This is a genomic window from Marinobacter sp. (genome assembly GCF_048259445.1).
GTDB lineage: Bacteria > Pseudomonadota > Gammaproteobacteria > Pseudomonadales > Oleiphilaceae > Marinobacter.
Map to the genome: position 1 here is coordinate 80,072 of NZ_JBLXHQ010000010.1, position 23,505 is coordinate 103,576.

The following is a 23,505-nucleotide window of genomic DNA, read 5'->3' on the forward strand; positions in this document are numbered from 1 at the left end:
GGAGGGATGACATGAAGCGGATTTTAGTAGCCGGCGTATCTGGCGCGATAGGTGGAGCTCTGGCAGAAGCGCTATTGGAGCGCGACGAAGAATCGCGAGTGGTTGGTTTGGCTCGTGATCCAGCAAGGGTACCTGAGCCGTTGCGCAGCCATAGCCGACTGACGGTGTTGGCCTGGGATGCAGAGGATGATCAATCGCCCGGTGCCGTTGCTCGGGCCCTCGAAAAAACGATTCCTGCTTCGGCGGGCATCGACACACTTATATACGCCGCAGGCTTGCTGCACGACGGCGCTGTGTTTCCCGAAAAACGGTTGGAGGAGCTGAAAGCGAACAGTTTGGCCCGGGCCTTTGCGGTAAACGCAACAGGCTTCGCCTTGCTGGTTCAGGCTCTACTACCGTGGTTGCGTCATCGTGAATTGAAGCGGATCGCAGCGATTTCCGCCAAGGTGGGCTCGATTGAAGATAACCGTCTCGGGGGATGGTATGCGTACAGAAGTTCGAAAGCCGCGTTAAACATGCTGGTGCGAACGCTTTCAGTAGAGTTGCCACGTCGCTGCAAGCCTGTCGCCTGTGTGTCACTACATCCGGGAACAACTGACTCGGCCCTGAGTGACCCTTTCAGGCAGTCTCTGGCTCAGCTACAGGTACATAGCGCCGCCGAAACCGCGGGGAATCTGGTAGCTGTTATTGAGGGGATAACTTCTGAGGATAACGGCCGCTTTCTGAGTTGGGACGGGTCAGAACTTCCCTGGTAAAAGCGGCCAACTATACAACAAGAATCAGCTTATAAACGGGTTCAGCATGCGGGTAAAGGTTCCGGTCAGTTTGACCGGAGCGCTCAGCACCGAGAGAGTGATGCAGTCTTCACATCCAACTGCGACCGGCTTGTGTTCGTCCTGATCCGTGAGAACAACAAAGTCCCACTGGTTAAAAACGCCTTTCTGATCGGCAAAAGCGCCCTGGAGCACAATGGTTGTCTCAATACCACGGTGCGTATGGGCCGGAGCCTTCCCACCTGAAACCAGCTTCTGGAGAACAACCTGTTCTTTTTGGCCGGGAAATTTTTCAGTGATATCCAGCACACTGACATCGCCCAACTGGCGCTTCCAGGGTAAGTTATTTATGTCGTCTCCCAGCAATTTCTGAAGAATGCTTATTCTGGGCAACTTCTTTTCTAATGGCTCGGGCAACGGTGAACTGTCTATCCTGGCCAGAATGCTGTCAAACATCGACTCGGATACGCTGACTTTAGGCTGTTGTTCCATCATCACCGCACCGAGGCTGTCGAGAGTATCTACCCGGCTCCGGCAAAGAGCACACTCATTGAGATGCAGGCGGATGCACAGAGCATGAGGCTCGCTCAGATTACCTGCGCTGTACTCCATCAAATGGAGGCTTTCGGGGTGATGCCGTGTCATACGTTCTGATCCTGCAAAATCACTTTCAATTTGTTCAAAGCCAGGCGCACCCGGCTTTTGACCGTTCCAAGGGGAATATTGAGTTCGTCAGCTACCATTTGATGGGACTTCTGCTCCATGTACACCTTGGCTATTACGGTAATCTGTTCTTCTGGCAGGTGCTTGAGAGAATCTCTTACCCGACGCTCAGACATCAGTCGATGCAGCGAGGTTACTGGCTCATCATCATCTTCGCCCGGTATTTGCCAGAGATCTTCTGTCTCCACCGGCATCTCTGCGCTGGTGCGACGCATCTTGCGCAGCATATCAATGCGCTGATTACGAGCAATGGTGAAAATCCAGGTCGAGGCAGCCGCCTTGTGCCAGTCGTAAAGACACGCTCGTCTCCAGATGGATACAAAGACTTCCTGTACCAGTTCTTCCGCGTGGCTGGCCATGCCATTTGCCATCGCGTAATACTTGAGCTGCGGTGCAAAATGCTCAAACAGTGAATGATAAGCCTGGCGGTCCTGGCTTTTCCCCACTTTCACCAGCAGTTGGCTCCAGGGATCCTTTCGGCCCTCACCGTTTGCTGGTTTTTTATCCAGTGTGGTCACCGGACGCTCCTCGACAGTCGCATGGTTCAAATTCGTTCTGCTTATCATTCTATGCACTCGCCCCGGATTTGTCAGTCTTGGTGTTTACGCGCCCGTTCCGAGTGTGGATCAGCCTTTTGCGAAAGTAATTTTGTAACCGGGTTTTTTGGCTGGATTTCAGCGAGCTCTCAGTCTTCCAGGTAGGTGTAGCCTTCAAGCCCGGCGGCGAGTTCCTGCATCAAGGCAACCTGAACATCTTCAGACAGTTCGCTTGCGGCAAACTTGTCGCGGTACGCTGTCAGGAGATTTTTGGGCTCAAAATTTACATACCTGAGCACGTTGGCAACCGTATCGCCAAGAATGGGAGAGCTGGTGTCGAATCCGCCCGCGTCGTTCAGGCGCACATCCACAGAGTGAGTGTCGCCAAAAAGGTTGTGCATGTCGCCCAGGATTTCCTGATAGGCGCCGGTCATGAAAAACCCCATCAATAAGGGTTCTCCTGGTTTGTCTTCAGGTAAGGGCAGGGTCGTTTCCGTGCCCTGGCCATCTACGTAGCGGTCAATCCGGCCATCAGAATCACAGGTAATGTCCTGAATCACGGCGCGCCGGCTTAGCGGCCGGTTCAGGCCGTTTACCGGCATAACCGGGAATATCTGATCTATGCCCCAGACATCGGGCAAAGACTGGAACAGTGAGAAATTAACGAACAGCTTTGCGGCCAGCTTTTCGTTCAATTCATCAATGATCTCACGGTGGGCCCTGCTGTTCTTGTCCAACTGCTCCTGAAGCAAGCGGCAACAGCGAATATAGAGTATTTCTGAATCTGCCCGCTCCTGCAGTGAGAGCATGCCGTGGGCGAACTGGCCATGCACATCCGACATGGCGTGCAGCACGTCGTGGTAAATTTCGGCCAGTGAGCGCGGGGATTCAGGGTCTTCCAGGCTTTCCAGGTCGCGCCAGAGATCCTGCAGGGGTGCCGGCGCATTTTGCTCGGGCTGTGTGGCAGGAAGGTCTTCCGGCACTTCATGATCAATCACGTTGGTAATCAGAACCGAGTGGTGCGCTGTCAGAGCCCGCCCGGATTCGCTGATCAGGTCCGGATGGGGAAGCCCGTGGCGATCACATTCAGCCTGCAGCACGTGTACCACGTTATAGGCGTACTCGTGCATGCTGTAATTCATGGAACAGGCGCTGCGTGAGCGAGTGCCCTCGTAATCGACACCCAGGCCTCCGCCGATGTCAACGGTATTCACCGGTGCGCCCATCTGTCGGAGCTCGCTGTAAAAACGCGCGCATTCCCGCAGCCCTGTCTGTATATCGCGGATATTGGCAATCTGCGAACCCAGGTGGAAGTGCAGAAGCTGAAGCGTCTCCAGGGCACTGGCTTCGCGCAGCGTATTCACAACATCGAGAACCTGGCTGGCGGATAATCCGAACTTGGATTTTTCACCGCCGGTGTTCTGCCAGTTACCCTTGCCGATGGTTGCCAGGCGAACGCGCACACCAATCAGCGGAGATACTTCGAGCTTTTTGGCTTCTTCCAGAATAAGCGGCAGTTCCGACTGCTTTTCAACCACAATAAACACCCGGTGCCCGAGCTTCTGACCGATCAGCGCCAGGCGGATGTATTCTCTGTCTTTGTAGCCATTGCACACGATAACCGAGCCTGGCTGTTTTGCCAGAGCCAGCACGGCCATCAGTTCCGGCTTGCTGCCTGCCTCCAGGCCAATTTGTCCATTGCCCGCAGCGGGTTCTGCGGCTATCAGTTCTTCAACCACACGGCGCTGCTGGTTTACCTTGATGGGATAGACAGCGGTGTAACCCCCTTCATAGCTATGTTCTGTAGCAACTTTGTTGAATGCATTGCACAGTTTATTCACCCGGTCGTGAAGAATGTCTGTAAAGCGGATAAGCACGGGTAGCTGAAGCCCTGAAGCTATAAGCGAGCGGCTCAGTTCCGGCAGATTGATTTCCGCGTCGCTCTTGCCACGGTTTGGTCTGATGACAACCTCGCCCTCCGGATTGACGCCTATATAACCGTCGCTCCAGTGGGCGATGTTATAAACCTTGTGAGCCGGGGAGGCGCTGGTATTACTCATGACTGCTATCCTTCTGGGAAAACCGGAGCCGGGCGGGCCGGCTGAATGGCTGGTATTGTAGGGCCTGGGCTCTGTGCCTGAAAGTCTCCGCTGTTGTTGATCGCGCCTGCGGATGTGCGGAATCACAACAATGGCCAACAAATATTTTGGCTAGCCGGTTCGCGCCTCTACAATACGCCCTTTGACGAAATTCCAGGTTTTGCAGGAGAGCACCATGACGACGCTGAACAACAACTGGTTTACCGAGGTATTCCAGGATCAGGGGACTGCATTTTCCCTGCAGGCAAAAAAGAAGCTGCACGAAGAACAGACGCCTTTCCAGAAACTTGAAATTTATGAAACCGAAACCTTCGGCAATCTGATGGTGCTGGATGGATGCGTAATGCTGACCACCCGGGACAATTTTCTTTACCACGAAATGATGACCCACCCGGCGCTGTTTACCCACAAAAAGCCAAAAAAAGTTGTGATTGTGGGTGGTGGAGACTGCGGTACCCTGAAAGAAGTCCTGAAACACCCGGACGTAGAGGAAGCCTGGCAGGTCGAGATCGACGAACGAGTTACCCGCATGTCAGAGGAATACTTTCCCGAACTATGCGAATCCAACGACGACCCACGGGCCAATTTCTTCTTCGGCGACGGCATACAATGGATGCGGCAAGTAGACCCCGGCAGCATCGACATTCTCATTATTGACAGTACCGACCCTGTTGGCCCCGCAGAGGGCTTGTTTGCTCTCGACTTCTACCGCGACGCAATGCTGGCGCTGGGTGAGGGCGGCATTATTGTGCAGCAGAGCGAATCCCCGCTGCTGCACACGAACACCATCATAAAAGACATTCACAACGACATGCGCAAAGCCGGCTTCGACCACGTGCAAACACTGCCATTCCCCCAGCCCGTTTACCCCACCGGCTGGTGGAGCTGCACCATGGCCAGCAAAGACAATCCGGTGAGATATTTCCGCGAGGACGATGTCAACAACCGCCCGTTTGTAACCCGCTACTACAATGCCGGCATTCACCACGGCGCCCTCGCAATGCCTCAGTTCATGATCGACGCCCTGGAAGACGAAGTGCGGCCGCAGGAGGGCTGATGTAAGCACCAGTTCAATCACCCGGATCGTCTGCGGAGTCAGTTGATCCGGGTCGGAAAGGCGCTATTTCCCGGCAGGCTCAGCCCTGAGAAACTTTACTGCTCGTCAGACATCGCTTCGCTTTATCGCTCAAGAATCATCCGCCCGGGCCGTTAAAGAATTCAGGCCGAGCCATATTCTAGGATGAACTCCATGAGTGTCAGCAGATTTTACCGAAACCTGTCCATTGGGCTGAAACTGACAGCGGGCTTTTCGACGCTGATCGTGCTTGCAGTCATCATTAGCCTGGTCGGACTCAAGGCACTTGATACCTATGACGAGCGCTCAAACACAGTAACGATCGCAAGTGCTCTGGAGTCCAACCTTCTGAGTGCAAAGATCAACGAGACTCGCTATCTGCTCGACGGTAATGAAGCTGATATTGACCAGGCCAAATCACGGATCGATACGGCTTTCGGATATATCGACACACTGAAACAGCGGCTGGTTGTGGATGCTGACCGGGCGACTCTTGAAGCAATCGAAGAAGGCGTCCATCAGTATCGCCAATTGCTCGATGAGATGGTCCTGAACATCAAGGCCCGGAACGACGCTACCGAGGCCCTGAGTGAGACGGCGTTTGCGCTGGAGGGCCGGATCGGCATCGAAGACGATCTATACGCGGCCAATGCCCTCTTACGACAGATAAGACAGTATGAGCGTAACTTTCTGGTCAACCACGACCAGGATGTCATAAAGACATTTGACGTAACCTCAGAGCGAGCATTGGCGACCATCAACAGGTCCCGTCTGGACGATGTCCTGAAGCAGCCGATTGTGGAGATGTTCAACAGTTACCTGAGTGCCTTTCACGACACCGTTGAGCTGCTGACAAAAAGTCTGGAGACCCGCGAGCTGGTAGAACAAACCACAGCGGCCAGCATCGCTGCCGCCAGTGATTTACAGGACATACAGCTACAACAAATGAAGCAAGACAGGGTATCAGCGATGGTGTTGATACTGTCGGCCGCCGGAATTGTTATCGCTCTCGGAGCTCTTTTATCCTGGATGCTGACCCGCAGCATTACCCGCCCTGTGCGGGAGGCGGTGGCTTTTGCCAGCACCGTAGCATCCGGGGACCTGCGAGCCCGCATCAGCAGCGATCGTGGGGATGAATTCGGTCAACTGTTAACGGCCCTCGGGATGATGGTGACATCCCTGCGCGACCTTGTTCAGGAAATCAACACCAGTGCGAACGAGATTGCTTCGTCGGCGGAAGAGTTGTCGACGGTGACAGACCAGACCAGTGCGGGAATCGGGCGCCAAAGAGACCAGACTGACCAGGTTGCCACAGCACTGAATGAAATGGTCGCAACGGTCAATGAAGTTGCGCGCAGTGCTGAAGAGGCATTCAGTGCAGCTGGAAGTGCCAGCGACAAGGCCGGAGTTGGGGAAAAGGCAGTTGGAGACACCTTGTCTCTGGTGGCTTCTCTCCACGATGAAGTAAGTAAAGCGGTGACCCGAATTCAGGGTCTGCAGGCGGATACCCAGAATATTGGCTCGGTACTTGATGTTATCAAATCGGTGGCGGATCAGACCAATCTGCTGGCTTTGAATGCCGCTATTGAGGCGGCCCGGGCTGGCGATCAGGGCCGTGGTTTTGCGGTCGTCGCCGATGAAGTTCGTGCTCTGGCCCAGCGCACGCAAAATTCCGCGTCAGAGATTGATACCCTTATCACTCAACTGGTTAACAGCGCGGCCGAATCGGTCAAAACCATGGAAGCCGGTGCAGAACTGGCCAACCGCACCCTGGATAATGCCCGCGATACCGGCCAGAGTATTACGGCCATTGCCAGTGCGGTTAACGATATTCGCCAGCACAACAGCCAGATCGCCACAGCGGCGGAACAGCAGACCTCGGTCGCCGAAGAGATCAATCAAAATGTCACGGCCATTCGCGATATCAGTGATCAGTCGGCTACCTCTGCCAATCAGGTAGCCGGCTCCAGTAACGAACTGGCCAGACTGGCCGAAAACCTGCGCGATAAGGTATCCCGATTCAGCGTCTAGCCGGGCCCGGTGTTGATTTCCTGGCTCGCTAATTTCCAGGCAAGTGGTATTTTGGTTACTGTTCCGAACGTTCTGTTCACTGGAATACCAGCGCTTCAAAGTGCATAGGTCAATGAAATGATCGAGCAAAAAGACCCCAGGCTGACGCCTCAGCAGGCGCTTGCGCAAACCCTGGACGATTGTCAGCCTGATACACTGCTGGTATGCGGCACGCTACCAGCTCGTCTGGGCCGGGCTTGGCATGAGCAGTATCCGGACAGGCACTACACTGAGCTGTTGCTGTCAGCGCTCAATAGCGGTCTTCCGCCGGCGCGTACGCACGATCTGGCCCTGATTGAGGGCGCTCTGGAGCAGTTGAGCCATGAAGAAGGCACGCAGATGCTCGGCCAGCTACGCAATTTTGGCACGCATAGGATAGCTGTGATTATGACCAACGAGTCGGACTGGCAGATGAGTGATTTTCTCAGCCTCGGTTTTCAACGCCAAGAGCTCCTGCAAGGTACTCCCGCCCGCACGCTGTATACTTACAACATCGATAGTTACAACAGGCCACGGGACTGGAACAACCCCCAATACTGGGCTAACCCGGAAATGTGGGGCAAAGGACGCTGGTGAGCGTCCTACTCCACGACCCAGATTCGCTCCAGCGTCAGCTGTTCAGGATCAAACTGATACACGCTGATCCCGCCTGTAGACTTATGCCCCATGGCCAGAATGCCAGCTTCGGGTGATGTGGCGATGGCGGTGTTGCGGTCGTACTGGCTGCCGTAGGTAACCAGCTTGGGCGATTCGCCCAGATCGAAGTACTTCACGGGCCAGGGGCTACCGGTTTCGAACAAAGCGGCGAAGTGGCTGTTGTTGCCGAAGCGGAGGTAGTATTCGCTGTTGTGGATGAAGGCTAGCGCGATGGTGAAGTCATTGACGCCGCGTGGAGCTTCGATCAGCCCGCTCTTGTCAAAATAGTTAGAGTCTGGGAGGTCGTCAGGAAGGCCGTCGATATAAATCCCTGAGTGGTAACGCGCTGTTCGCATTCGGTGTTCGGGATTGGATGTTTGCCAGGTTATGCTATTGCCGGCTTCATCTCCGCTAACCACCCACTGCCCATCCGGGCTGATTGTGGCGTGGGTTTTGGAGGAGTTGCCGTCCAGTTTAGCAACTGGTTGCCCGGTCTCGGGACTCCATAAAGCGACACCGTTCATGCGCTGGTATTTCTCTCCTTGATCAAGAACTTCTTGTATCGACCGGTAATATGGTGGTTCAAATGCTTTGGATTCCCCGCTTCCTGCAGAAATCAGCCATCGCTCTGACTCGTCCATCGAGAGATTGAAGAGCTTGTGGTAGCCAAGAAAGGCTCTGCCATCGGTTGCTTTGATAGTCTCTGTAGATCCGTCTTTCGATCGTCGAAATATTCCCCAGCCAATGTCAGAGTAGTAATAGGTGCTGAGATCCTGAGTCATGAAGTGACCATAGGTCGGTTTGTCTAACTCAAAAGCTGTCTGGGTCACTCCATTTGTTGTTTGGGCGGTGACGACATTATCAAGATCCTGCCAGAGAAATATGGGCTGATTTTTGATGAAGTAAGCGCTATAGATGTTAGCGTCGCGGCTAATAATTTTCCGGCTATGTGCTTTCAAATCCCACAGAATCAACTTCTGATCCCTGTGGGCGGTGATGGCAAATGCCCCGTTTGAGGAAACTGAGGCACTCATGACCGGCCCGGGTGAGTTATAAACTTCCCACAAGCTGAACCCTACAGCTAAAGTAACTCCCACTAGCAGAAGTACCCGTAGATTGAAGTTGCTCATCAGTAACGTCCAAACTTTGAATTTGCCAGTAATTGGCTCTGCATGATTTCTCGCTGATAGACTTCTTCAAACAGTTCTTGGGTAGGAATCCTCATCCCCGAGTGGCTAAACAGCCATTTTGACTGATCAACAGGTAAGAGCTTTCCATCAGTTAAAGATCGATCGATAAAATCATCGAGTTCTGTCGCATGCTCGCCAGCCAAGTCCCTAAACCCTACATGCCCCAGCGCAGGTCTCGGCGGCTGCTCCGGAACCCACTTGTTGACCGCAAGTTTTTTCATACGCGAAATATAATCCTTGGCCACCTGCAGGCTTACGCTCGCCCGGTGGTTCAGTGGCGCCAAAAGAGTGTACTCGGGCGGTCGCTCACCATTGCGCAGGCAGTCTACACAGGGCTGCCATAGGGCATCTGCTTCAGCAAGGATGTCCTTCTCCAGCCTGCTCCAGTTTTCCAGGATTGTTCGCTTTAATGCCTCAGGTGTAGCTAGAGATCGCTGAGGGTGAGCGGTCATTCGAGCATCGTAAGTCAGCGGTAAGTAGTCTTCGTAAAGCTTTTCGATTGCCGGCCCGAAGCCGTTGTCTAAAAAGCTGGGGAAGGTCCACCATTTTTTATCATAGGCACCCCGGAAGTAACCGAGCACATCGTCCGCAGGATCGTCTGCGGTTGCTAGATGCCATGTTGTCGCGCCAACGATTGCTCCGGGAGACGAGCGAAACAGAGCTTTTTGCCACCAGGTGCTATCTTCATTGTCACCCGGGCCCAGGATGCCATCGCCACGGGAGTGCAGCACGACGATTTTTCGGGCTGTTATATGGGCGGCAGGAAACACACCCAGCCCCAAAGGGTGTGCATCGCGGTTGCTGTCGTTGGTAAGTGCATTGTCGGCAACGGCGGGTTGCCAGAGGAACAGGTGGTCGACCAGGTTTCGGTGCCCGATGGTTCCCAGAATGTTCAGGGCCGTCAGGCCCACCCGCGCGCCCAAAGAATGGGTGATCAGGTTGACACCAATGTTGGCGTTCGCGAGTTGCTGAAGTAGGGGCAACAGGCGTCGCCCGGCTGCCATGGCATTCAACTCTGCCTGCATAAAATCGGTGGAACCCGTGTCACCCGGCCAGGAGATATTGATGATGCGGCTGTAAGGCATCCAATCCTCACCGTCAAAACCCGCTGCACGATTCAGTTGGTACTCCATATGAACAGCCCAGTTATGAGCGCCGGTGCCATTCAGTTTATCTTCTTTCGGTGCGCCGGCCCTTTTGTCCGACAGTGCTTCCCCATTCTGCCAGACCGTAGCTTTATCGGGATGCCAGCTATAGGCCTTCACGAACGACGGTGCGTTGCCGTGGTAGGGCTCCCGTCTGTCGTCGTACTTAAAAAAACGCCCCCAATCCCCGTGGGGCACATTGTAGCCGTGTATGTAGATGAGCGCGTTGTTGCCATTTTCACGGAAATAATTGAGTTGTTCTTCTGTCAGTAAGTCGTCTGCTGCGGGCGCGGTTTCGCGTAAGTTAATGATGACTGGTGGTGGCAAGTGTATTGCTGTTGCTCTGCGTTCGCCCTGAATGACGGTGAACCCTATACCTTCGCCAAGGTGCTGGCCGGGGGCGAAGCGGCGTTGTTCACTCACGGTATCAAACCCGATCAGATGCTCTCCCTCGGGCTTTTCAGACCAGTGCCATTGCGCGTTGCCTGTAACGAGCTTGTTGAAACGGGCTTCTGCATTGTCCGGCGTATGTTCTGTGCCATTCAGCAGTTCGGCGGTGATGACCTTGCCGCTTTCATCCTGAATGGTACCGGCATTGATAAAAGCTTTCGGTCGTCTGAGGTTGTCCGAGCGGCGTAACAGAACCTTCGCGGTTTCGTTTGCGCAAATGGGCGCTCCGTGTGCGCCCAGGGGCGAAGAGCTGGGTGAAAAGGGCAGGTTGCCAGCGGGTGTCATTCAGGTTCCCTCCTGTGAATGCACTAATGTTGCGAGCATTTCGAGTGTGTCTGACCAGCAGGCTCCGTGCCTGGTGTTGCATATCGTTGTGAGCTCATCGTCGCTCAATTCCCTGCTAAAGCCTCGCGTTACCAGGAGCAAGGATCCTTCAACCAAAGCTTGCTCATCTGGCGCGCCCAGTGTGATCAATTGCTGGAACCAGCAAGAAACTACCTCCTCATCCAGCTCATTGTTCGCTGCAAGAGCGTTTGCCAAAAGCTGATGGCGATAGCGTTCTACAGCGGCGAGATTCTCTTTGGTTAGCAAGAGTGGACGTGAGCAGAACTTATTTGACTCACTGGAGGCTTCCTCGGCTTCATTTTTCGCAAGTGACCAGTTGGCGCCTGCATAGCATCCATGGAGAGACGCAAGTGGACCGAGGACACGCAAACACTGTTGGTTTGACAAGGATATGCCAAGGCTGCCGAGTGTTGCCGGATCTGCATAACGAAAGAGGCTGTCACCGTGGGGAGCGCGAACGGTATTCAGGCTTACAAGATGATCGCGAATTTCTTCCAGCGCCAGTTGCGGGCCGTTTAGTGCCAGGGCCTTGCCTTCCGTCAGCCAGTTGTGCAGCCATTCGGCGCTCCGGCTTGTGGTGGGCTTAATAACCAAAGGGCCGTCACTGGCTTGTTCACGGTATTCCGAATGAACATAAGGCAAGTCGTAAACGGGTGCAGGGTCATGCTCAAACAGCAGGCGCAATACTTCAGGGTGTTTTGCCTGGTCAACCAGATAACAGCAGGAATCTGCGTGCAGTGATGCTTTGTGATGGTAAAACGACGTGGTCGAGTGAGCCTTGTGGCTCAGGGCTGTGGAGTCCTTCATGGCTGCCTTCATCTATCCTTAGATGACCAAAATGCAGAATGATAGTAGCGGAACCCGAAAACACTGTCACCTGCGGGGCATGTCAAAACCACTGTAAAGAAGCAGGTCTCCTTAAAATGAGAAGGGGTGCCCATTCAGGCACCCCTTTTCGTTCGTCAGAGAATGTTACTTGCTGTTGACAAACTCCGGGTAGGCTTCCATCCCGCACTCGGAGAGGTCCACGCCCTCGTACTCTTCTTCTTCGCTTACCCTTACACCCATCACCGCTTTGATGATGCCCCAGACCAGCAGGCTGGCCAGGAATACCCAGACGAAGATGGTTGCAGCGCCAATCAATTGTCCGCTGAAGGTAGCGCCACTGTTAGTGACAGGAACCAGCATCAGCCCGATAAAACCACACACACCATGAGCCGATATGGCACCCACAGGATCATCGATGCGCAATTTGTCCAGAAAGATGATGCTGAATACAACGGCTACTCCGCCCAGGCCACCCCAGAGGGTTGCGACCAAAGCACTGGGTGTAGAAGGCTCCGCGGTGATAACTACAAGGCCTGCAATAGCGCCGTTGAGGAGCATGGTCAGATCGGCTTTGCCGAAGAGCATACGTCCGGTTATCAGCGCGGCTATGGCGCCGCCGGCGGCTGCCGCGTTGGTATTGAGGAACACCATGGCAACCGAGTTGGCGCTGGCGATATCGCCCAGTTTCAGAACCGAGCCGCCGTTAAAGCCAAACCATCCCATCCAGAGGATAAAGGTACCCAGCGCAGCCAGAGGCAGGTTGGCACCTGGGATGGCGCGGATTTCGCCGTTGGGGCCATATTTGCCTTTACGTGCCCCAAGCAACAGTACGCCGGCAAGTGCAGCGGCCGCACCGGCCATGTGGACAATGCCTGAGCCGGCAAAGTCGCTGAAGCCAAGATCGCCCAGGTTATACAGCCCGAAAACGTCCTTGCCGCCCCAGGTCCAGGAGCCTTCCATCGGGTAGATAACGCCGGTCATTACGACTGCAAAGGCAAGGAATGCCCAGAGCTTCATGCGTTCAGCTACGGCGCCGGATACGATCGACATGGCGGTGGCTACGAACACTACCTGGAAAAAGAAATCCGACGCGCTGGAATAAATCGCACCGCCTTCGAAGCCATCTTCCCGGGTTGCAAAGTCTCCTAATACGGTTGCTGCATCCGTCTGCTCAATACCGTTCAGCAACAAAGCACCGTCATACATGATGGCGTAGCCGCACAGCATGTACATGGTGCACGCGATCGCATAGAGCGCGACGTTTTTTGTGAGAATTTCCGTGGTGTTTTTGGCACGTACCAGCCCGGATTCGAGCATGGCAAAGCCTGCGGCCATCCACATTACTAATGCACCGCACATCAGGAAATAAAAGGTATCTATTGCGTACTGCAGGTGAAAAACATTGTTTTCCATGAGAGGCCCTCCGCACGAGGCACTTCAGATTGATTTTTTTGCGTTAGCTGCTAATTGATCAGAGCTGGATCAGACGGCTTCTTCGCCCGTTTCACCTGTCCGGATCCGGATTGCCTGCTGCAATTCGGTGACGAAAATTTTGCCATCCCCGATCTTGCCGGTATTGGCTGCTTTGGTGATGGACTCGATAACCTGGTCCAGCAGGTTGTCGCCAATAGCGACTTCCACTTTTACTTTGGGCAGAAAATCCACCACATATTCCGCGCCACGATAAAGCTCTGTGTGGCCTTTCTGCCGCCCGAAGCCTTTGACCTCAGTGACGGTTACGCCTTGTACGCCAATCTCGGATAGTGCCTCGCGGACATCATCCAACTTGAAAGGCTTAATGATCGCTGTCACAAGTTTCATTGCTTTCTCCTTGGTAAAACCGTCCCAACATGAGAGCCCATTGGCCTGTTGTTGAGTTCGGGGTGCCGCTGCTTCGCACGTCAATTGTGCGGATTGCGTACCAAAGCTTTAGCACCGGGTATGCCAACGCAAAAAAATACTTTAAAATCAATATATTGCTAGGCTCAGGTGGCCGTAAGGCATAAGTCTGAGAACCTGTTGTCGCACCATTATGGTGCGTTCTGCCACGCCTTGAGCCGAATCGGAGCAAGCCATGGGAATGGGCAGAACTATTATAGTGCTCACCGCGCACATTATGGCAGGGCTGGCGGTGTGATACACTCCTGCAAAACGGCTTTGGCGCTGCTCTTTGTGTCGAAACCGGACATTATTTGAATCAGCGAGGTGATGTGTGAAAGGTCCACAGGATATTTTCGGCCAGTTACAGGGGCAGCTCGGTCAGTTTGTCCCGGACATGGCTCGCGCCGCCCGGGAAGATTTCGAAACCCAGGCTCGTGCAACCGTCATGGCGGTTCTGTCTCGCCTGGAGCTCGTAACCCGGGAAGAGTTTGATGGCCAGCAAGCGGTGCTTATGAAAACCCGCGAAAAGGTCGAGGCTCTGGAGAAAAGGGTTGCTGAACTGGAGAAATCTTCGAAAGCACAGTAAACCCGGTTGATTCCCGGCAGGAAGCCGGGGAGGCCGATTAAGTAAGGCCCAAAACTGACATTCAGAAACCATGGAAGGTTTTTATGCTTGCTGTCGTTCATTCCCGCGCCTCCATTGGCGTTTCTGCACCGGAGGTGACCGTTGAGGTGCATCTCTCCGGTGGCTTGCCAGCACTCACCATTGTTGGCTTGCCGGAAACCGGCGTACGTGAAAGCCGGGAGCGTGTAAGAAGTGCCCTGCTGAATGCAGGTTTTGAATTTCCCGCCCGCCGGATAACGATCAACCTCGCGCCTGCTGATCTGCCCAAAGAAGGTGGTCGCTTCGATCTGCCAATTGCATTGGGGATTCTCGCCGCTTCCGGACAGATTCCGGCGGAAAGTTTGTCTTCCTGTGAATTCCTCGGAGAACTCTCGCTCGATGGCGCGCTTCGCCCGATCAAGGGCGTGCTGCCTGCGGTGCTGGCCGCGCGTAAGGAAGGCCGCAATCTGCTGGTGCCAAATGCTAACGCCGAAGAGGCCGCCCTTGCCAGCCAGGATGATGTGCTGGCGGCGGGCCATATACTGGCAGTCTGTGAGCACCTGTGTGGCCGTGCACGTCTGGTTCCGGTGCCCGGAACGATGCCTGCATCGACGGCTGCGGCAGGTATGCCGGACCTTGCAGATGTGCGAGGGCAAATAGTCCCGCGCAGGGCTCTGGAGGTGGCTGCGGCGGGTGCCCACAATCTGCTTTTTTTCGGCCCGCCAGGCACTGGCAAGAGTATGCTGGCCAGTCGCCTGCCCGGAATTCTTCCGGATCTGGACAATGAGCATGCCATGGAGGTTGCCAGTGTGCACTCGGTTGCCGGGCAGCCTTTAAGAACAGGGGGCTGGCGCCAGCCCCCGTTCAGGTCGCCTCATCACACCGCCTCAGCAGTGGCGCTGGTCGGTGGTGGTAGCAGTCCGAGGCCCGGAGAAATATCCCTGGCGCATCGCGGAGTATTGTTTCTGGACGAGCTGCCAGAGTTTGATCGCAGGGTTCTGGAAGTCCTGCGTGAGCCTATGGAAACCGGAGAGATTTCCATCAGCCGTGCCGCGCGTCAGGTGATATTTCCTGCACGGTTTCAGGTCATTGGCGCGATGAACCCATGCCCTTGTGGCTATAGAGGACATCCGACCCTTGAATGCCAGTGTACGCCGCAGCAGGTGATGCGTTACCGGTCAAAAATTTCAGGCCCCTTGCTGGACCGGTTTGATCTGCATGTTGAGGTGCCGGTACAAGGCGGCGATATACTCATGCACTCAGGTGGCGATGGCGAAGCCAGTGCAGTGGTGCGTGAGCGAGTAATGCTTGCCAGGGAACGTCAAACGCGGCGCGGGTGTGTGAATGCCACATTATCGGGTCGTGACTTGCGAGATGCCTGTAGTCTTGAATGTTCAAGTGAAACCTTGCTTGCCGGCGCTATGGAAAAGCTTGGGCTATCGGCCCGGGCATTGCACAGGATACTCCGGGTGGCGCGCACCCTGGCGGATCTTGAGGGCTGCGAAGCTGTTTTGCAGTCGCATCTGGTGGAAGCCCTGGGTTACCGACAGTTTGATCGCCAGGCAGGTAAGAGCACTGTGGTATCCGCCTGACTGGCCCTACTCTGTTAAACTGTATGCAAATACCGTTAATCAGAACCGTAGCTGCGGTTAAGGATTGCAGATGACTGATCACAAAGAGCCGCAAGATGATAATGCTCCGAAACAGACGGCCAGCGACTCACCAATCACTACACGCAAAGGTGTCCGCAGTTTCGTGCTGCGCCAGGGGCGTATGACAGAAGGTCAGAAAAAGGCCTATGAACGCAGCTGGCCAAGATTTGGCTTGAGCCGTGAAAATGGCGTGATTGATCCGCGCCAGGTGTTTGGCCGGGATGCCATGCTCAACCTTGAAATCGGCTTTGGGATGGGGCGTTCTCTGGCCGAAATGGCCGAAGCCGCGCCGGAGCAGGATTTCATCGGCGTGGAAGTTCACCTGCCCGGCGTCGGAGCTCTGCTCAAGGAAATTGAGGACCGAGGGCTCGAAAACGTCCGTATTTACAACATAGACGCCAACGATGTGATTGATCTGTGCCTGCCGGATGCCTGTCTGGATCAGGTTATGGTGTTTTTTCCGGACCCCTGGCACAAAAAAAAGCATCACAAGCGCCGGCTTGTTCAGCCTGAGTTTGTTCAGCGCATCCGTCACAAATTGAGAGTGGGCGGCATCCTGCATCTGGCAACAGACTGGGAAAGCTACGCTGAGCACATGATGGAAGTAATGGGTGAATCTGAAGGGTTTGCCAATACTGAGGAGCAGGGCGAGTTTTCACCGCGCCCTGACTATCGCCCGGTTACCAAGTTCGAGAAGCGCGGTGAGAACCTGGGCCATGGCGTGTGGGATCTGTTGTTCCATCGCACCAATTAAAATTCTGGCTGAAGCTCTCTGAGCCTCTGTTCTCCTTGCCTGAATCAGCCCGGTGCCAATGGATGGCGTCGGGCTGCACGGATAATCACCAACCCTGCGATGCCCAACGTCAGAGCGGTAAACTTTGCTAGCGCACTGATGGCGGCGGCCAGACTGATGGCATCCGTTGGGGCCTCCAGATTATTCAGCAGCAACACGTTCTCTGTAACATCGGCCAGACCGGCGGCGATAAAAAGTGTTCGAATCCAGCGCGCAGTGTTGCGCTCGCGAACACCAGGCCTGTCCCGGGTGCAGTGCCGGGTCAGCAATATAAGAGTGAGGCAGTAAACGGGGATAAACAGAAAGTCCACCCACAGAGAAAGTCTTGCCCATTGCAGGCCTTCATCGCCCCAGCTCTGTGCAATAGCCAGCGCCTGCTCGGCACTTCCCGCTAACTGGTAGCTGACAATTCCCTGATGTGCCGATCCTGTTTTCAGGAATTGATTGATCACCAGTAGGGCAATCAAAAGAGCCAGAGTCGCAACCAGGCAGGCTTTCAGGCTTTTTGGCAAAGCCGGTAATCCCTTTTCTGTGTCCATTACAGAAAACGCTCCAAAAGACTGTTCAGATATCTTTGTCCCAGGGCTGTTGCCTGAAGTCGGTCGCTGAACAGCAGTTTATCTTCACGCAGTTTCTGAAGTTGTACCCCAACGGATGTCACGGGTAAACCCGTCCGTTCGAAAAAAAGGCTCTCATCCACACCTTTTCGCAGGCGCAGTGCGTTCATCAGGAACTCCAAAGGGAGTTCCTCTACGTCGATTTTTTCGCTCCCGGCGGTACGGCTGCCAATACGGTTCAGGTAGGCGTCCGGCTGCCGTGTTTTCCAGTAGCGCCTGATCGTGCCATCCGGCAGGCTGATTTTGCCGTGGCCACCCGCGCCCAGCGCCATATAGTCCCCGAACGACCAGTAGTTAAGGTTATGCCGCGAGGCCTTGCCGTCCCGGCACCAGGCCGACACTTCGTAGTCAGTAAAGCCTTGCTGGCGCAGATACTCACCGCCGCGCTCTGCGATTTCCCAGAGCAGGTCGTCGTCTGGCAGATCCGGTGGACGGCTATAAAACTCGGTATTGGGCTCCAATGTCAGCTGGTACCAGGACAGGTGCGGTGGTTCATGACTCATGGCGGATCTGAGATCTTCTAGAGCTTCTTCAGGAGTCTGATCAGGCAGGCCGTGCATCAGGTCCAGGTTGAAATTATCGAACCCGGCCTTTCTTGCTGTGTCGATCGCCCTGTGCGCCGCTGCGCTGTCATGAATACGCCCCAGGGCCTTCAGGTGAACCGGATTGAAACTTTGTACGCCAATGGAGAGACGGTTAATGCCGGCTTCACGGAAGGCTTCGAACCGACCTTCCTCCAGAGTCCCGGGGTTGGCCTCCAGCGTGATTTCCGCGTCCTCTGCGAAAGTGAGGCGCTCAGAGAGGCCCTTGAATAGTTTCCTGTAAAAATCGCCGCTCATCAGAGAGGGCGTTCCTCCACCAATAAAAACGGTTTCGATAGCTCTACCAGATGAAAATGCAAGGTCCTGGTCCAGGTCCTCAAGCAGGGCAGTCAGATAGGCGGACTCGGGAAGATCGCTTTGGATGGCATGAGAATTAAAATCACAGTATGGGCATTTACGCACGCACCAGGGCACATGAATATACAGGCTCAGAGGGGGAGTGACCGATGCCGGGACGATTGAGGTCACCGGTTCAGGACTCCGCCCTGAGTTGTTCCATCAGCAATGCCAGGGCGCGGCCCCTGTGGCTTATCCGGTTTTTTTCTTCCCGGGACAGCTCCGATGCGCTGCAGTTATGTTCCGGGCAAAGGAAGACAGGATCGTAGCCGAAACCGCCATTGCCCGTCGGCGCCCTGAGAATTGAGCCCGGCCAGCGGCCGTGGCAGATAATCGGGGTCGGATCGTCGGCGTGTCGAAGGTAAACCAGAACGCAGTGGAATTGTGCGCTGCGCTGTCCGTCGGGCACATCAACCATGGCTTCCAGAAGCGCATTCAGGTTATCGAGATCGGAAGCGCCAGCTCCGGCGTAACGTGCGGAACGAACTCCGGGTGCACCACCCAGTATGTCGACGGCCAGGCCGCTGTCGTCGGCGAGTGCGGGTAAACCGGTTTCTCGGGCGGCATGGCGTGCTTTAAGAATTGCATTCTCTACAAAGGTGACCGCCGGCTCTTCGGCCTCGCCAACGCCCAATTCGCCTTGCGGCACAGGGATAAAACCCAGCGGCGCAAGGAGATGGGTGAATTCGTTGATTTTGCCTTTGTTGTTGCTGGCGATAACAAGTTGTTCAGACATATTCCGCTCAGTCGTTGAAAAGGGTGTGGGCGAACCGTACCTGCAAGTCCCGAGTATGCCCGGTAGGTCGAGCGGTAACGTTGAACGTCATCAGTTCGCCGGCTGAGTACTGGTATTGGGCAATAAAGTAGACGGAGTCGCCTTCCTGTATTCTGCGGAATGCCAGAAATTTCACTTGTTGGATGTCGTTTGAAACTTTGCCTTCTACTTGCCCGGCTACGGTTTTCAAAATGCCATTTTCATCTTCTTGCATGATTGAAATATTGACCAGACCAATGCCTTTGCTGCGCTGCAGATTGTTGGCTTTTGCTGTCTCCGGGGTCAGAAAAGTACTGTTCAGCACGCTCCAGTTTACCTGGTAGTCTCCAAAGTCTTCCGAGCCGGCATGGGCAGGCAGGCTGATGAGGGCAGCGAGTAAGGCCGCTGTCGCCAAGGAAAGAATGCTGTGCAAGGTTCTATTTTTCATTGGGTTTTCTCCCGGGTAATACGGTAAATGGCGATTTCTCCCAACAGGTTCGGCCAAAAGCGCGCCAGCCAGTTGTTCTGGTGCTGACCGTCCACTACACGCCTGCTTTTGATGCGAATGCCTTTTTGCCGGCACAGTGCCTCAAAATCCTTGAAGGTGCATAGCCGTATGTTGGGCGTGTTATACCACTTATACGGAAGAGAATCGGATTCGGGCATGCGGCCGCTGAGAGCCAGTCCCCAGCGCAGGCGCCAATGGGCGAAGTTAGGGAAGGTAACAATGCCTTCGTTGCCAAGCCGCAGCATTTCGTCCAACACTTTGTCTGGGCGGCGTACTGCCTGCAATGCCTGCGTCATCAGCACAATATCAAAGCTGTTGTCTTCAAAGTTATCCAGCCCCTGGGTGTCCAGGTTCTGTTCAATCACCGAAACACCGCGGTTCATGCAGGTTGTGATGTGGTCCGGATTGATTTCCAGACCAAAGCCGCTGGCATTGCGCTCCCGCTTCAGGAAGTCGAGCAGGGTGCCGTCGCCGCAACCAAGATCCAGCACGTGATGGCCAGGCTTTACCCATTGCTGGATGATTTCAAGATCCGCCCTCATGCGCCCACCTCTCTGGCAACACGATCCATGTAGGCGGTGAAGATATCTGTGTAGCGCGGGGTTGGAATCAGGAACGCGTCGTGGCCCCAGGGCGCATCGATTTCTGCATAGCTGACTTTACGACGGGCTGAGATCATAGCGTTCACCATTTCTTCAGAGCGGGCCGGCGTAAAGCGCCAGTCGGTGCTGAAAGACAACACCAGAAACTCACAACTGGCTTTGGCGAGCGCTTTGGAAAGGTCTCCGCCGAACTCATAAGAGGGATCAAAATAGTCCAGCGCCCGGGTCATCAGCAGGTAAGTGTTGGCGTCAAAGACCTCCGAAAAGCGTTCACCCTGGTAGCGGAGATAGCTTTCCACCTGAAACTCGGCATCGTAGCCAAACTTGTAAGCCTGATCTCTCAGTTCGCGGCCAAATTTTTCACCCATGGAGGCGTCCGAGAGGTAGGTGATGTGGCCCACCATTCTGGCCAGCATCAGGCCGCGACGGGGCAGGGTGTCGAAATCGTAGTACCGGCCGTCATGAAATTCCTGGTCTGATGTAATGGCTTGTCGCGCGACCTCATTGAAGGCGATGTTTTGTGCTGTCAGGCGAGGGCTGGAGGCGATGGCCACAGAATGCTTCAGGCGATCCGGGTAGTCCAGGCTCCATTGCAGGGCCTGCATGCCGCCGAGAGAACCGCCCACGACAGCTGCCCAGCACTCAATACCGAGGCGATCCGCCAGCAGAGCCTGGCTCTTTACCCAGTCACCAACGGTGACGACCGGGAAGTCCGGGCCGTAGGGCTTGCCCGTAGACGGATTGGTTGAGTTAGGGCCGGTACTGCCGTGACAGCCGCCCAGGTTATTGAGGCTGACCACAAAAAAACGATTTGTATCCACGGGCTTGCCAGGCCCGATGCAGGTATCCCACCAGCCTGGCTTGCGATCATCTACGGAGTGGTAGCCGGCGGCATGATGGTTTCCGCTCAGTGCGTGGCATATGAGTACGGCATTGCTGCGATCAGCATTGAGTTCGCCATAGGTCTCGACCACCAGGTCATAATGTTCAAGTGCTTGTCCGCACGCCAGCTCAATGGGCGTTTCAAAATGATACGTCTGTGGGGTGACTACCCCGACAGAATCCACGGGCATGGGATCGGGCATCGGTGCGAGAAGTTCCTGGTTCGGTCCGTTAGTGACTGCTTTGCTGGTCGGGGCGAAAACCTCCACCAGCGAAGCAGTTTAAAGGCGGGCCGTCACGGCTGCAACCGACAGGCTATGTGGCGACTAGATAGCACCAGAAATATTAACGACTTTCTGCTGAATCATCGTGGGGGCAGGTTTACGGATCTGTCGCTGCATGGCGTCGGCCAATTCCAGTTGTCGGCGCAAGTCGCTGATGGTGTTGCCCAGGCGCTCACGCTCGCAGCGACCGTCACGGTCGCTTCTTACCATGTCCCGAAGGCGCCGTATCTGGTGCTCCAGCAATTGTTTCTGTTCCATGGAGTATTGCATGATCGGCAGCAATGCTTCTGAGGGCCAGCGCTCCACATCCTGGCGTACACGGGCATGCAGGGTTCTGGCTTCACTTACCATCACATTGAAAAAGCGCTGAACCAGCACGGACTGCTCGGTAAGAAGATTCCTGGGGCTGGCACGGAATCGCCGGGCCTTTTTGCGCAGTTCCCTGATAGCAATAACATGCCGGCCGGCACGCAGCGGAATGGGTTCCAGATGTCGGGCGCGGGTATCCTCGTTATACCGGCGATATATGGCGCCGACCATTTTCTCTGCCAGGCGCCCTTCACTGAGCAGGTTGCTGAAATCGCTTTCCAACATTTCAAAAAACTGGTCCATTGCGCTGTTCATGCCCGCTGTGGTCCAGCTTTTCGACATGTTTTTGCGGATCGTCTCGGCATGGGTTTCAAAGCGATCTTCGGCAACAAGGCTTTTGAGCATATCACCCTGGGAGCCCATCAAGCGTCGGCTTGAGCGCAGTGTGATCAGCTTTTTATAATAGAATTCGTAATCTTTCTGGGCACGATCGGCCAGCCGGGCGAGGGCTGCTTTGTCAATGGTGGCGCCGGAGCAGGCCTGCGACTCTTCTTCGAGAGAGTCAAGACGGGTCTGCATCGCGGCCTGACTATTCTGCAGCATACCCAGCAGATCATTGATCAGACTTTGCGTGATCAACTGCTCTTTGTGCATCAGAATGCGCTGGATGATCAACTGTTCCAGATTGCCGATGTTGGAGCGGGCAAACAGGTTGTTGTCTTTTTTAACTCTGGCGACCAGCCCCTGCTTGGCGGAAAGGGGTATTACATCCTGCTGCCGGATGCCCAGATGATCCGCGGTATACCCGCGCACCCGCTCGATGGCTTCGTTGGTGTGCTTGTCGCCCTGAAGATCGTCCCAGAGCACGTCTATCTTGTTCAGCACCGCAAAGCGACCTGCACGGTGGTCGGCGTGCTCGGTATCTATGTATTCTTTCCAGATGGTCATATCGCTGGCGGTAACACCGGTATCAGCGCTTAGTACAAAGATAATGGCATGAGCTCTTGGCAACATGCTGATGGTGAGCTCGGGTTCTGAGCCGAGCGCGTTAAGACCAGGTGTGTCAAGAATGCGCAGGCCGCGCTCGAACAGAGGGTGGCGAATACTGATCTGGGCATTGCGCCAGGCGGGGACCAGAACGTTGCCGGGGTTGTTGCGATCATGCTCGAGCATGCCTTCGTCAAAGCCGAGCGCTCGCGCCTGATCGGGATCAACACTTTTAACCCGGGCGACTTCTCCCAGGATCTCTCGCATTATTTCAGGATCCCGCTCATCCAGACCGTGCTTTACCCAGCGCTCGGGCTGTTTGCGTAATTGCTGTAGAGACAGCTTACCGGTGCGGGTCTCTATGGGGAGTAGCATCAGGTAGTTTTCGTTGGCGCTGCGGTCAAAAAACAGCTCGGTCGGGCACATGGTTGTGCGTCCGGCCTGGGAGGGCAGCATGCGTTGACCAAACTCGGAGAAAAACAGCGCGTTTATCAGCTCTGTTTTGCCACGGGAGTATTCACCCACAAATGCAATGGTGAGCTCGTCCTCAATCAACAGCTCAAGGCCATGACGGATCCGCGTGCTGATGTCGTCAGAGAACAGGTTGTTATCCTGGAGCCACAGCCGGTAACGGCCGATCTGGCGGATCAGCTCTTTTTTCCAGTTGTGGTACGCCTCTACCTGTTGAGTCAGGTGTCCCTGATGATTCATCGGATTTTCCTTCTACACGACTTCTGGCGTTCCCCGGGCAGGTTCGCGGAGACCCACGTGGCGACGAATGGTGACGCATGAGTTGATTAATTACGGTTAATACTAGCTTGTTC

General features: G+C 54.9%; 22 protein-coding genes. 7 read left to right on the top strand and 15 right to left on the bottom strand.

Annotated features, from left to right (window positions below; translation table 11 throughout):
* The first annotated feature begins 11 nt into the window (after window positions 1-11).
* Window positions 12-755, top strand: a complete 744-nt coding sequence (locus ACN0RL_RS09305; RefSeq protein ID WP_417515990.1) for an SDR family NAD(P)-dependent oxidoreductase — start codon at window positions 12-14, stop codon at window positions 753-755.
* Window positions 756-779: 24 nt separating this feature from the next.
* Here the strand turns inward: ACN0RL_RS09305 and ACN0RL_RS09310 are convergent, their stop codons facing one another.
* The 3 genes from ACN0RL_RS09310 to speA form a co-directional block, all read right to left on the bottom strand.
* Window positions 780-1,418: a ChrR family anti-sigma-E factor gene (locus ACN0RL_RS09310; protein ID WP_417515992.1), complete on the bottom strand. Its 639-nt coding sequence runs from the start codon at window positions 1,416-1,418 to the stop codon at window positions 780-782.
* Window positions 1,415-2,014 carry a sigma-70 family RNA polymerase sigma factor gene (locus ACN0RL_RS09315; protein ID WP_417515994.1) on the bottom strand — a complete coding sequence of 200 codons (600 nt, stop codon included), beginning with the start codon at window positions 2,012-2,014 and terminating at the stop codon, window positions 1,415-1,417. The genes ACN0RL_RS09310 and ACN0RL_RS09315 overlap by 4 nt, the downstream gene beginning before the upstream one ends.
* 167 nt (window positions 2,015-2,181) lie before the next feature.
* Complete coding sequence (gene speA, locus ACN0RL_RS09320; RefSeq protein ID WP_417515996.1) at window positions 2,182-4,092, bottom strand: biosynthetic arginine decarboxylase; 1,911 nt, start codon at window positions 4,090-4,092, stop codon at window positions 2,182-2,184.
* Between the two features lie 214 nt (window positions 4,093-4,306).
* On the opposite strand from speA, the gene speE reads away from it, so the two are divergent.
* From speE to ACN0RL_RS09335, 3 genes are all read left to right on the top strand, one after another.
* Entirely contained in the window at window positions 4,307-5,188 is an 882-nt protein-coding gene (gene speE, locus ACN0RL_RS09325) for a polyamine aminopropyltransferase (protein WP_417515998.1), read from the top strand.
* 192 nt (window positions 5,189-5,380) lie between these two features.
* Window positions 5,381-7,237: a HAMP domain-containing methyl-accepting chemotaxis protein gene (locus tag ACN0RL_RS09330; protein WP_417516000.1), complete on the top strand. Its 1,857-nt coding sequence runs from the start codon at window positions 5,381-5,383 to the stop codon at window positions 7,235-7,237.
* Between the two features lie 117 nt (window positions 7,238-7,354).
* Window positions 7,355-7,852 (top strand): DUF6231 family protein, encoded by a 498-nt coding sequence (locus ACN0RL_RS09335; RefSeq protein WP_417516002.1) that lies wholly within the window; start codon window positions 7,355-7,357, stop codon window positions 7,850-7,852.
* Window positions 7,853-7,857: 5 nt separating this feature from the next.
* Here the strand turns inward: ACN0RL_RS09335 and ACN0RL_RS09340 are convergent, their stop codons facing one another.
* The 5 genes from ACN0RL_RS09340 to glnK all read right to left on the bottom strand — a co-directional run bounded on the left by ACN0RL_RS09340 (window position 7,858) and on the right by glnK (window position 13,691).
* Window positions 7,858-9,042: a WD40 repeat domain-containing protein gene (locus tag ACN0RL_RS09340; RefSeq protein ID WP_417516004.1), complete on the bottom strand. Its 1,185-nt coding sequence runs from the start codon at window positions 9,040-9,042 to the stop codon at window positions 7,858-7,860.
* Window positions 9,042-10,982, bottom strand: a complete 1,941-nt coding sequence (locus tag ACN0RL_RS09345; RefSeq protein WP_417516006.1) for a hypothetical protein — start codon at window positions 10,980-10,982, stop codon at window positions 9,042-9,044. The genes ACN0RL_RS09340 and ACN0RL_RS09345 overlap by 1 nt, the downstream gene beginning before the upstream one ends.
* The gene (locus ACN0RL_RS09350) at window positions 10,983-11,849 is read right to left on the bottom strand and encodes a DUF4123 domain-containing protein (protein ID WP_417516008.1); all 867 of its coding nucleotides are present in this window, start codon (window positions 11,847-11,849) and stop codon (window positions 10,983-10,985) included.
* A 165-nt stretch (window positions 11,850-12,014) separates the two neighbouring features.
* Window positions 12,015-13,283, bottom strand: a complete 1,269-nt coding sequence (locus ACN0RL_RS09355) for an ammonium transporter (RefSeq protein ID WP_417516010.1) — start codon at window positions 13,281-13,283, stop codon at window positions 12,015-12,017.
* A gap of 69 nt (window positions 13,284-13,352) precedes the next feature.
* Window positions 13,353-13,691: a P-II family nitrogen regulator gene (gene glnK, locus ACN0RL_RS09360; protein ID WP_071264623.1), complete on the bottom strand. Its 339-nt coding sequence runs from the start codon at window positions 13,689-13,691 to the stop codon at window positions 13,353-13,355.
* 391 nt (window positions 13,692-14,082) lie between these two features.
* Between glnK and ACN0RL_RS09365 the strand changes: the two genes are divergently transcribed.
* From ACN0RL_RS09365 to trmB, 3 genes are all read left to right on the top strand, one after another.
* A complete protein-coding gene (locus ACN0RL_RS09365; protein ID WP_417516012.1) occupies window positions 14,083-14,337 on the top strand; it encodes an accessory factor UbiK family protein in 255 nt (84 codons plus the stop codon).
* 83 nt (window positions 14,338-14,420) lie between these two features.
* Complete coding sequence (locus ACN0RL_RS09370) at window positions 14,421-15,947, top strand: YifB family Mg chelatase-like AAA ATPase (RefSeq protein WP_417516014.1); 1,527 nt, start codon at window positions 14,421-14,423, stop codon at window positions 15,945-15,947.
* 70 nt (window positions 15,948-16,017) lie between these two features.
* Window positions 16,018-16,761: a tRNA (guanosine(46)-N7)-methyltransferase TrmB gene (gene trmB, locus ACN0RL_RS09375; RefSeq protein ID WP_417516016.1), complete on the top strand. Its 744-nt coding sequence runs from the start codon at window positions 16,018-16,020 to the stop codon at window positions 16,759-16,761.
* 44 nt (window positions 16,762-16,805) lie between these two features.
* Here the strand turns inward: trmB and ACN0RL_RS09380 are convergent, their stop codons facing one another.
* The 7 genes from ACN0RL_RS09380 to ACN0RL_RS09410 form a co-directional block, all read right to left on the bottom strand.
* The gene (locus ACN0RL_RS09380; RefSeq protein ID WP_417516018.1) at window positions 16,806-17,339 is read right to left on the bottom strand and encodes a hypothetical protein; all 534 of its coding nucleotides are present in this window, start codon (window positions 17,337-17,339) and stop codon (window positions 16,806-16,808) included.
* Complete coding sequence (gene hemW, locus ACN0RL_RS09385) at window positions 17,339-18,487, bottom strand: radical SAM family heme chaperone HemW (RefSeq protein WP_417516020.1); 1,149 nt, start codon at window positions 18,485-18,487, stop codon at window positions 17,339-17,341. Before hemW ends, ACN0RL_RS09380 begins: the two co-directional genes overlap by 1 nt.
* 4 nt (window positions 18,488-18,491) lie before the next feature.
* A complete protein-coding gene (gene rdgB / locus ACN0RL_RS09390; protein WP_417516022.1) occupies window positions 18,492-19,091 on the bottom strand; it encodes an RdgB/HAM1 family non-canonical purine NTP pyrophosphatase in 600 nt (199 codons plus the stop codon).
* A gap of 7 nt (window positions 19,092-19,098) precedes the next feature.
* A complete protein-coding gene (locus tag ACN0RL_RS09395; RefSeq protein WP_417516024.1) occupies window positions 19,099-19,557 on the bottom strand; it encodes a DUF4426 domain-containing protein in 459 nt (152 codons plus the stop codon).
* The gene (gene metW / locus ACN0RL_RS09400; protein WP_417516026.1) at window positions 19,554-20,159 is read right to left on the bottom strand and encodes a methionine biosynthesis protein MetW; all 606 of its coding nucleotides are present in this window, start codon (window positions 20,157-20,159) and stop codon (window positions 19,554-19,556) included. Before metW ends, ACN0RL_RS09395 begins: the two co-directional genes overlap by 4 nt.
* Complete coding sequence (metX, locus tag ACN0RL_RS09405) at window positions 20,156-21,304, bottom strand: homoserine O-succinyltransferase MetX (protein ID WP_417516028.1); 1,149 nt, start codon at window positions 21,302-21,304, stop codon at window positions 20,156-20,158. Before metX ends, metW begins: the two co-directional genes overlap by 4 nt.
* Before the next feature lie 123 nt (window positions 21,305-21,427).
* Window positions 21,428-23,392, bottom strand: coding sequence for a dynamin family protein (locus tag ACN0RL_RS09410; RefSeq protein WP_417516030.1), 1,965 nt, complete (start codon window positions 23,390-23,392; stop codon window positions 21,428-21,430).
* Between the last annotated feature and the right edge of the window lie 113 nt (window positions 23,393-23,505).

Coding starts and splice junctions, on each gene's coding strand:
- ACN0RL_RS09305 (WP_417515990.1), top strand. CDS start 12: ATGAAGCGGATTTTAGTAGCCGGCGTATCTGGCGCGATAGGTGGAGCT.
- ACN0RL_RS09310 (WP_417515992.1), bottom strand. CDS start 1,418: ATGACACGGCATCACCCCGAAAGCCTCCATTTGATGGAGTACAGCGCA.
- speA (WP_417515996.1), bottom strand. CDS start 4,092: ATGAGTAATACCAGCGCCTCCCCGGCTCACAAGGTTTATAACATCGCC.
- speE (WP_417515998.1), top strand. CDS start 4,307: ATGACGACGCTGAACAACAACTGGTTTACCGAGGTATTCCAGGATCAG.
- ACN0RL_RS09330 (WP_417516000.1), top strand. CDS start 5,381: ATGAGTGTCAGCAGATTTTACCGAAACCTGTCCATTGGGCTGAAACTG.
- ACN0RL_RS09335 (WP_417516002.1), top strand. CDS start 7,355: ATGATCGAGCAAAAAGACCCCAGGCTGACGCCTCAGCAGGCGCTTGCG.
- ACN0RL_RS09340 (WP_417516004.1), bottom strand. CDS start 9,042: ATGAGCAACTTCAATCTACGGGTACTTCTGCTAGTGGGAGTTACTTTA.
- ACN0RL_RS09345 (WP_417516006.1), bottom strand. CDS start 10,982: ATGACACCCGCTGGCAACCTGCCCTTTTCACCCAGCTCTTCGCCCCTG.
- ACN0RL_RS09350 (WP_417516008.1), bottom strand. CDS start 11,849: ATGAAGGACTCCACAGCCCTGAGCCACAAGGCTCACTCGACCACGTCG.
- ACN0RL_RS09355 (WP_417516010.1), bottom strand. CDS start 13,283: ATGGAAAACAATGTTTTTCACCTGCAGTACGCAATAGATACCTTTTAT.
- glnK (WP_071264623.1), bottom strand. CDS start 13,691: ATGAAACTTGTGACAGCGATCATTAAGCCTTTCAAGTTGGATGATGTC.
- ACN0RL_RS09370 (WP_417516014.1), top strand. CDS start 14,421: ATGCTTGCTGTCGTTCATTCCCGCGCCTCCATTGGCGTTTCTGCACCG.
- trmB (WP_417516016.1), top strand. CDS start 16,018: ATGACTGATCACAAAGAGCCGCAAGATGATAATGCTCCGAAACAGACG.
- ACN0RL_RS09380 (WP_417516018.1), bottom strand. CDS start 17,339: ATGGACACAGAAAAGGGATTACCGGCTTTGCCAAAAAGCCTGAAAGCC.
- rdgB (WP_417516022.1), bottom strand. CDS start 19,091: ATGTCTGAACAACTTGTTATCGCCAGCAACAACAAAGGCAAAATCAAC.
- ACN0RL_RS09395 (WP_417516024.1), bottom strand. CDS start 19,557: ATGAAAAATAGAACCTTGCACAGCATTCTTTCCTTGGCGACAGCGGCC.
- metW (WP_417516026.1), bottom strand. CDS start 20,159: ATGAGGGCGGATCTTGAAATCATCCAGCAATGGGTAAAGCCTGGCCAT.
- metX (WP_417516028.1), bottom strand. CDS start 21,304: ATGCCCGATCCCATGCCCGTGGATTCTGTCGGGGTAGTCACCCCACAG.
- ACN0RL_RS09410 (WP_417516030.1), bottom strand. CDS start 23,392: ATGAATCATCAGGGACACCTGACTCAACAGGTAGAGGCGTACCACAAC.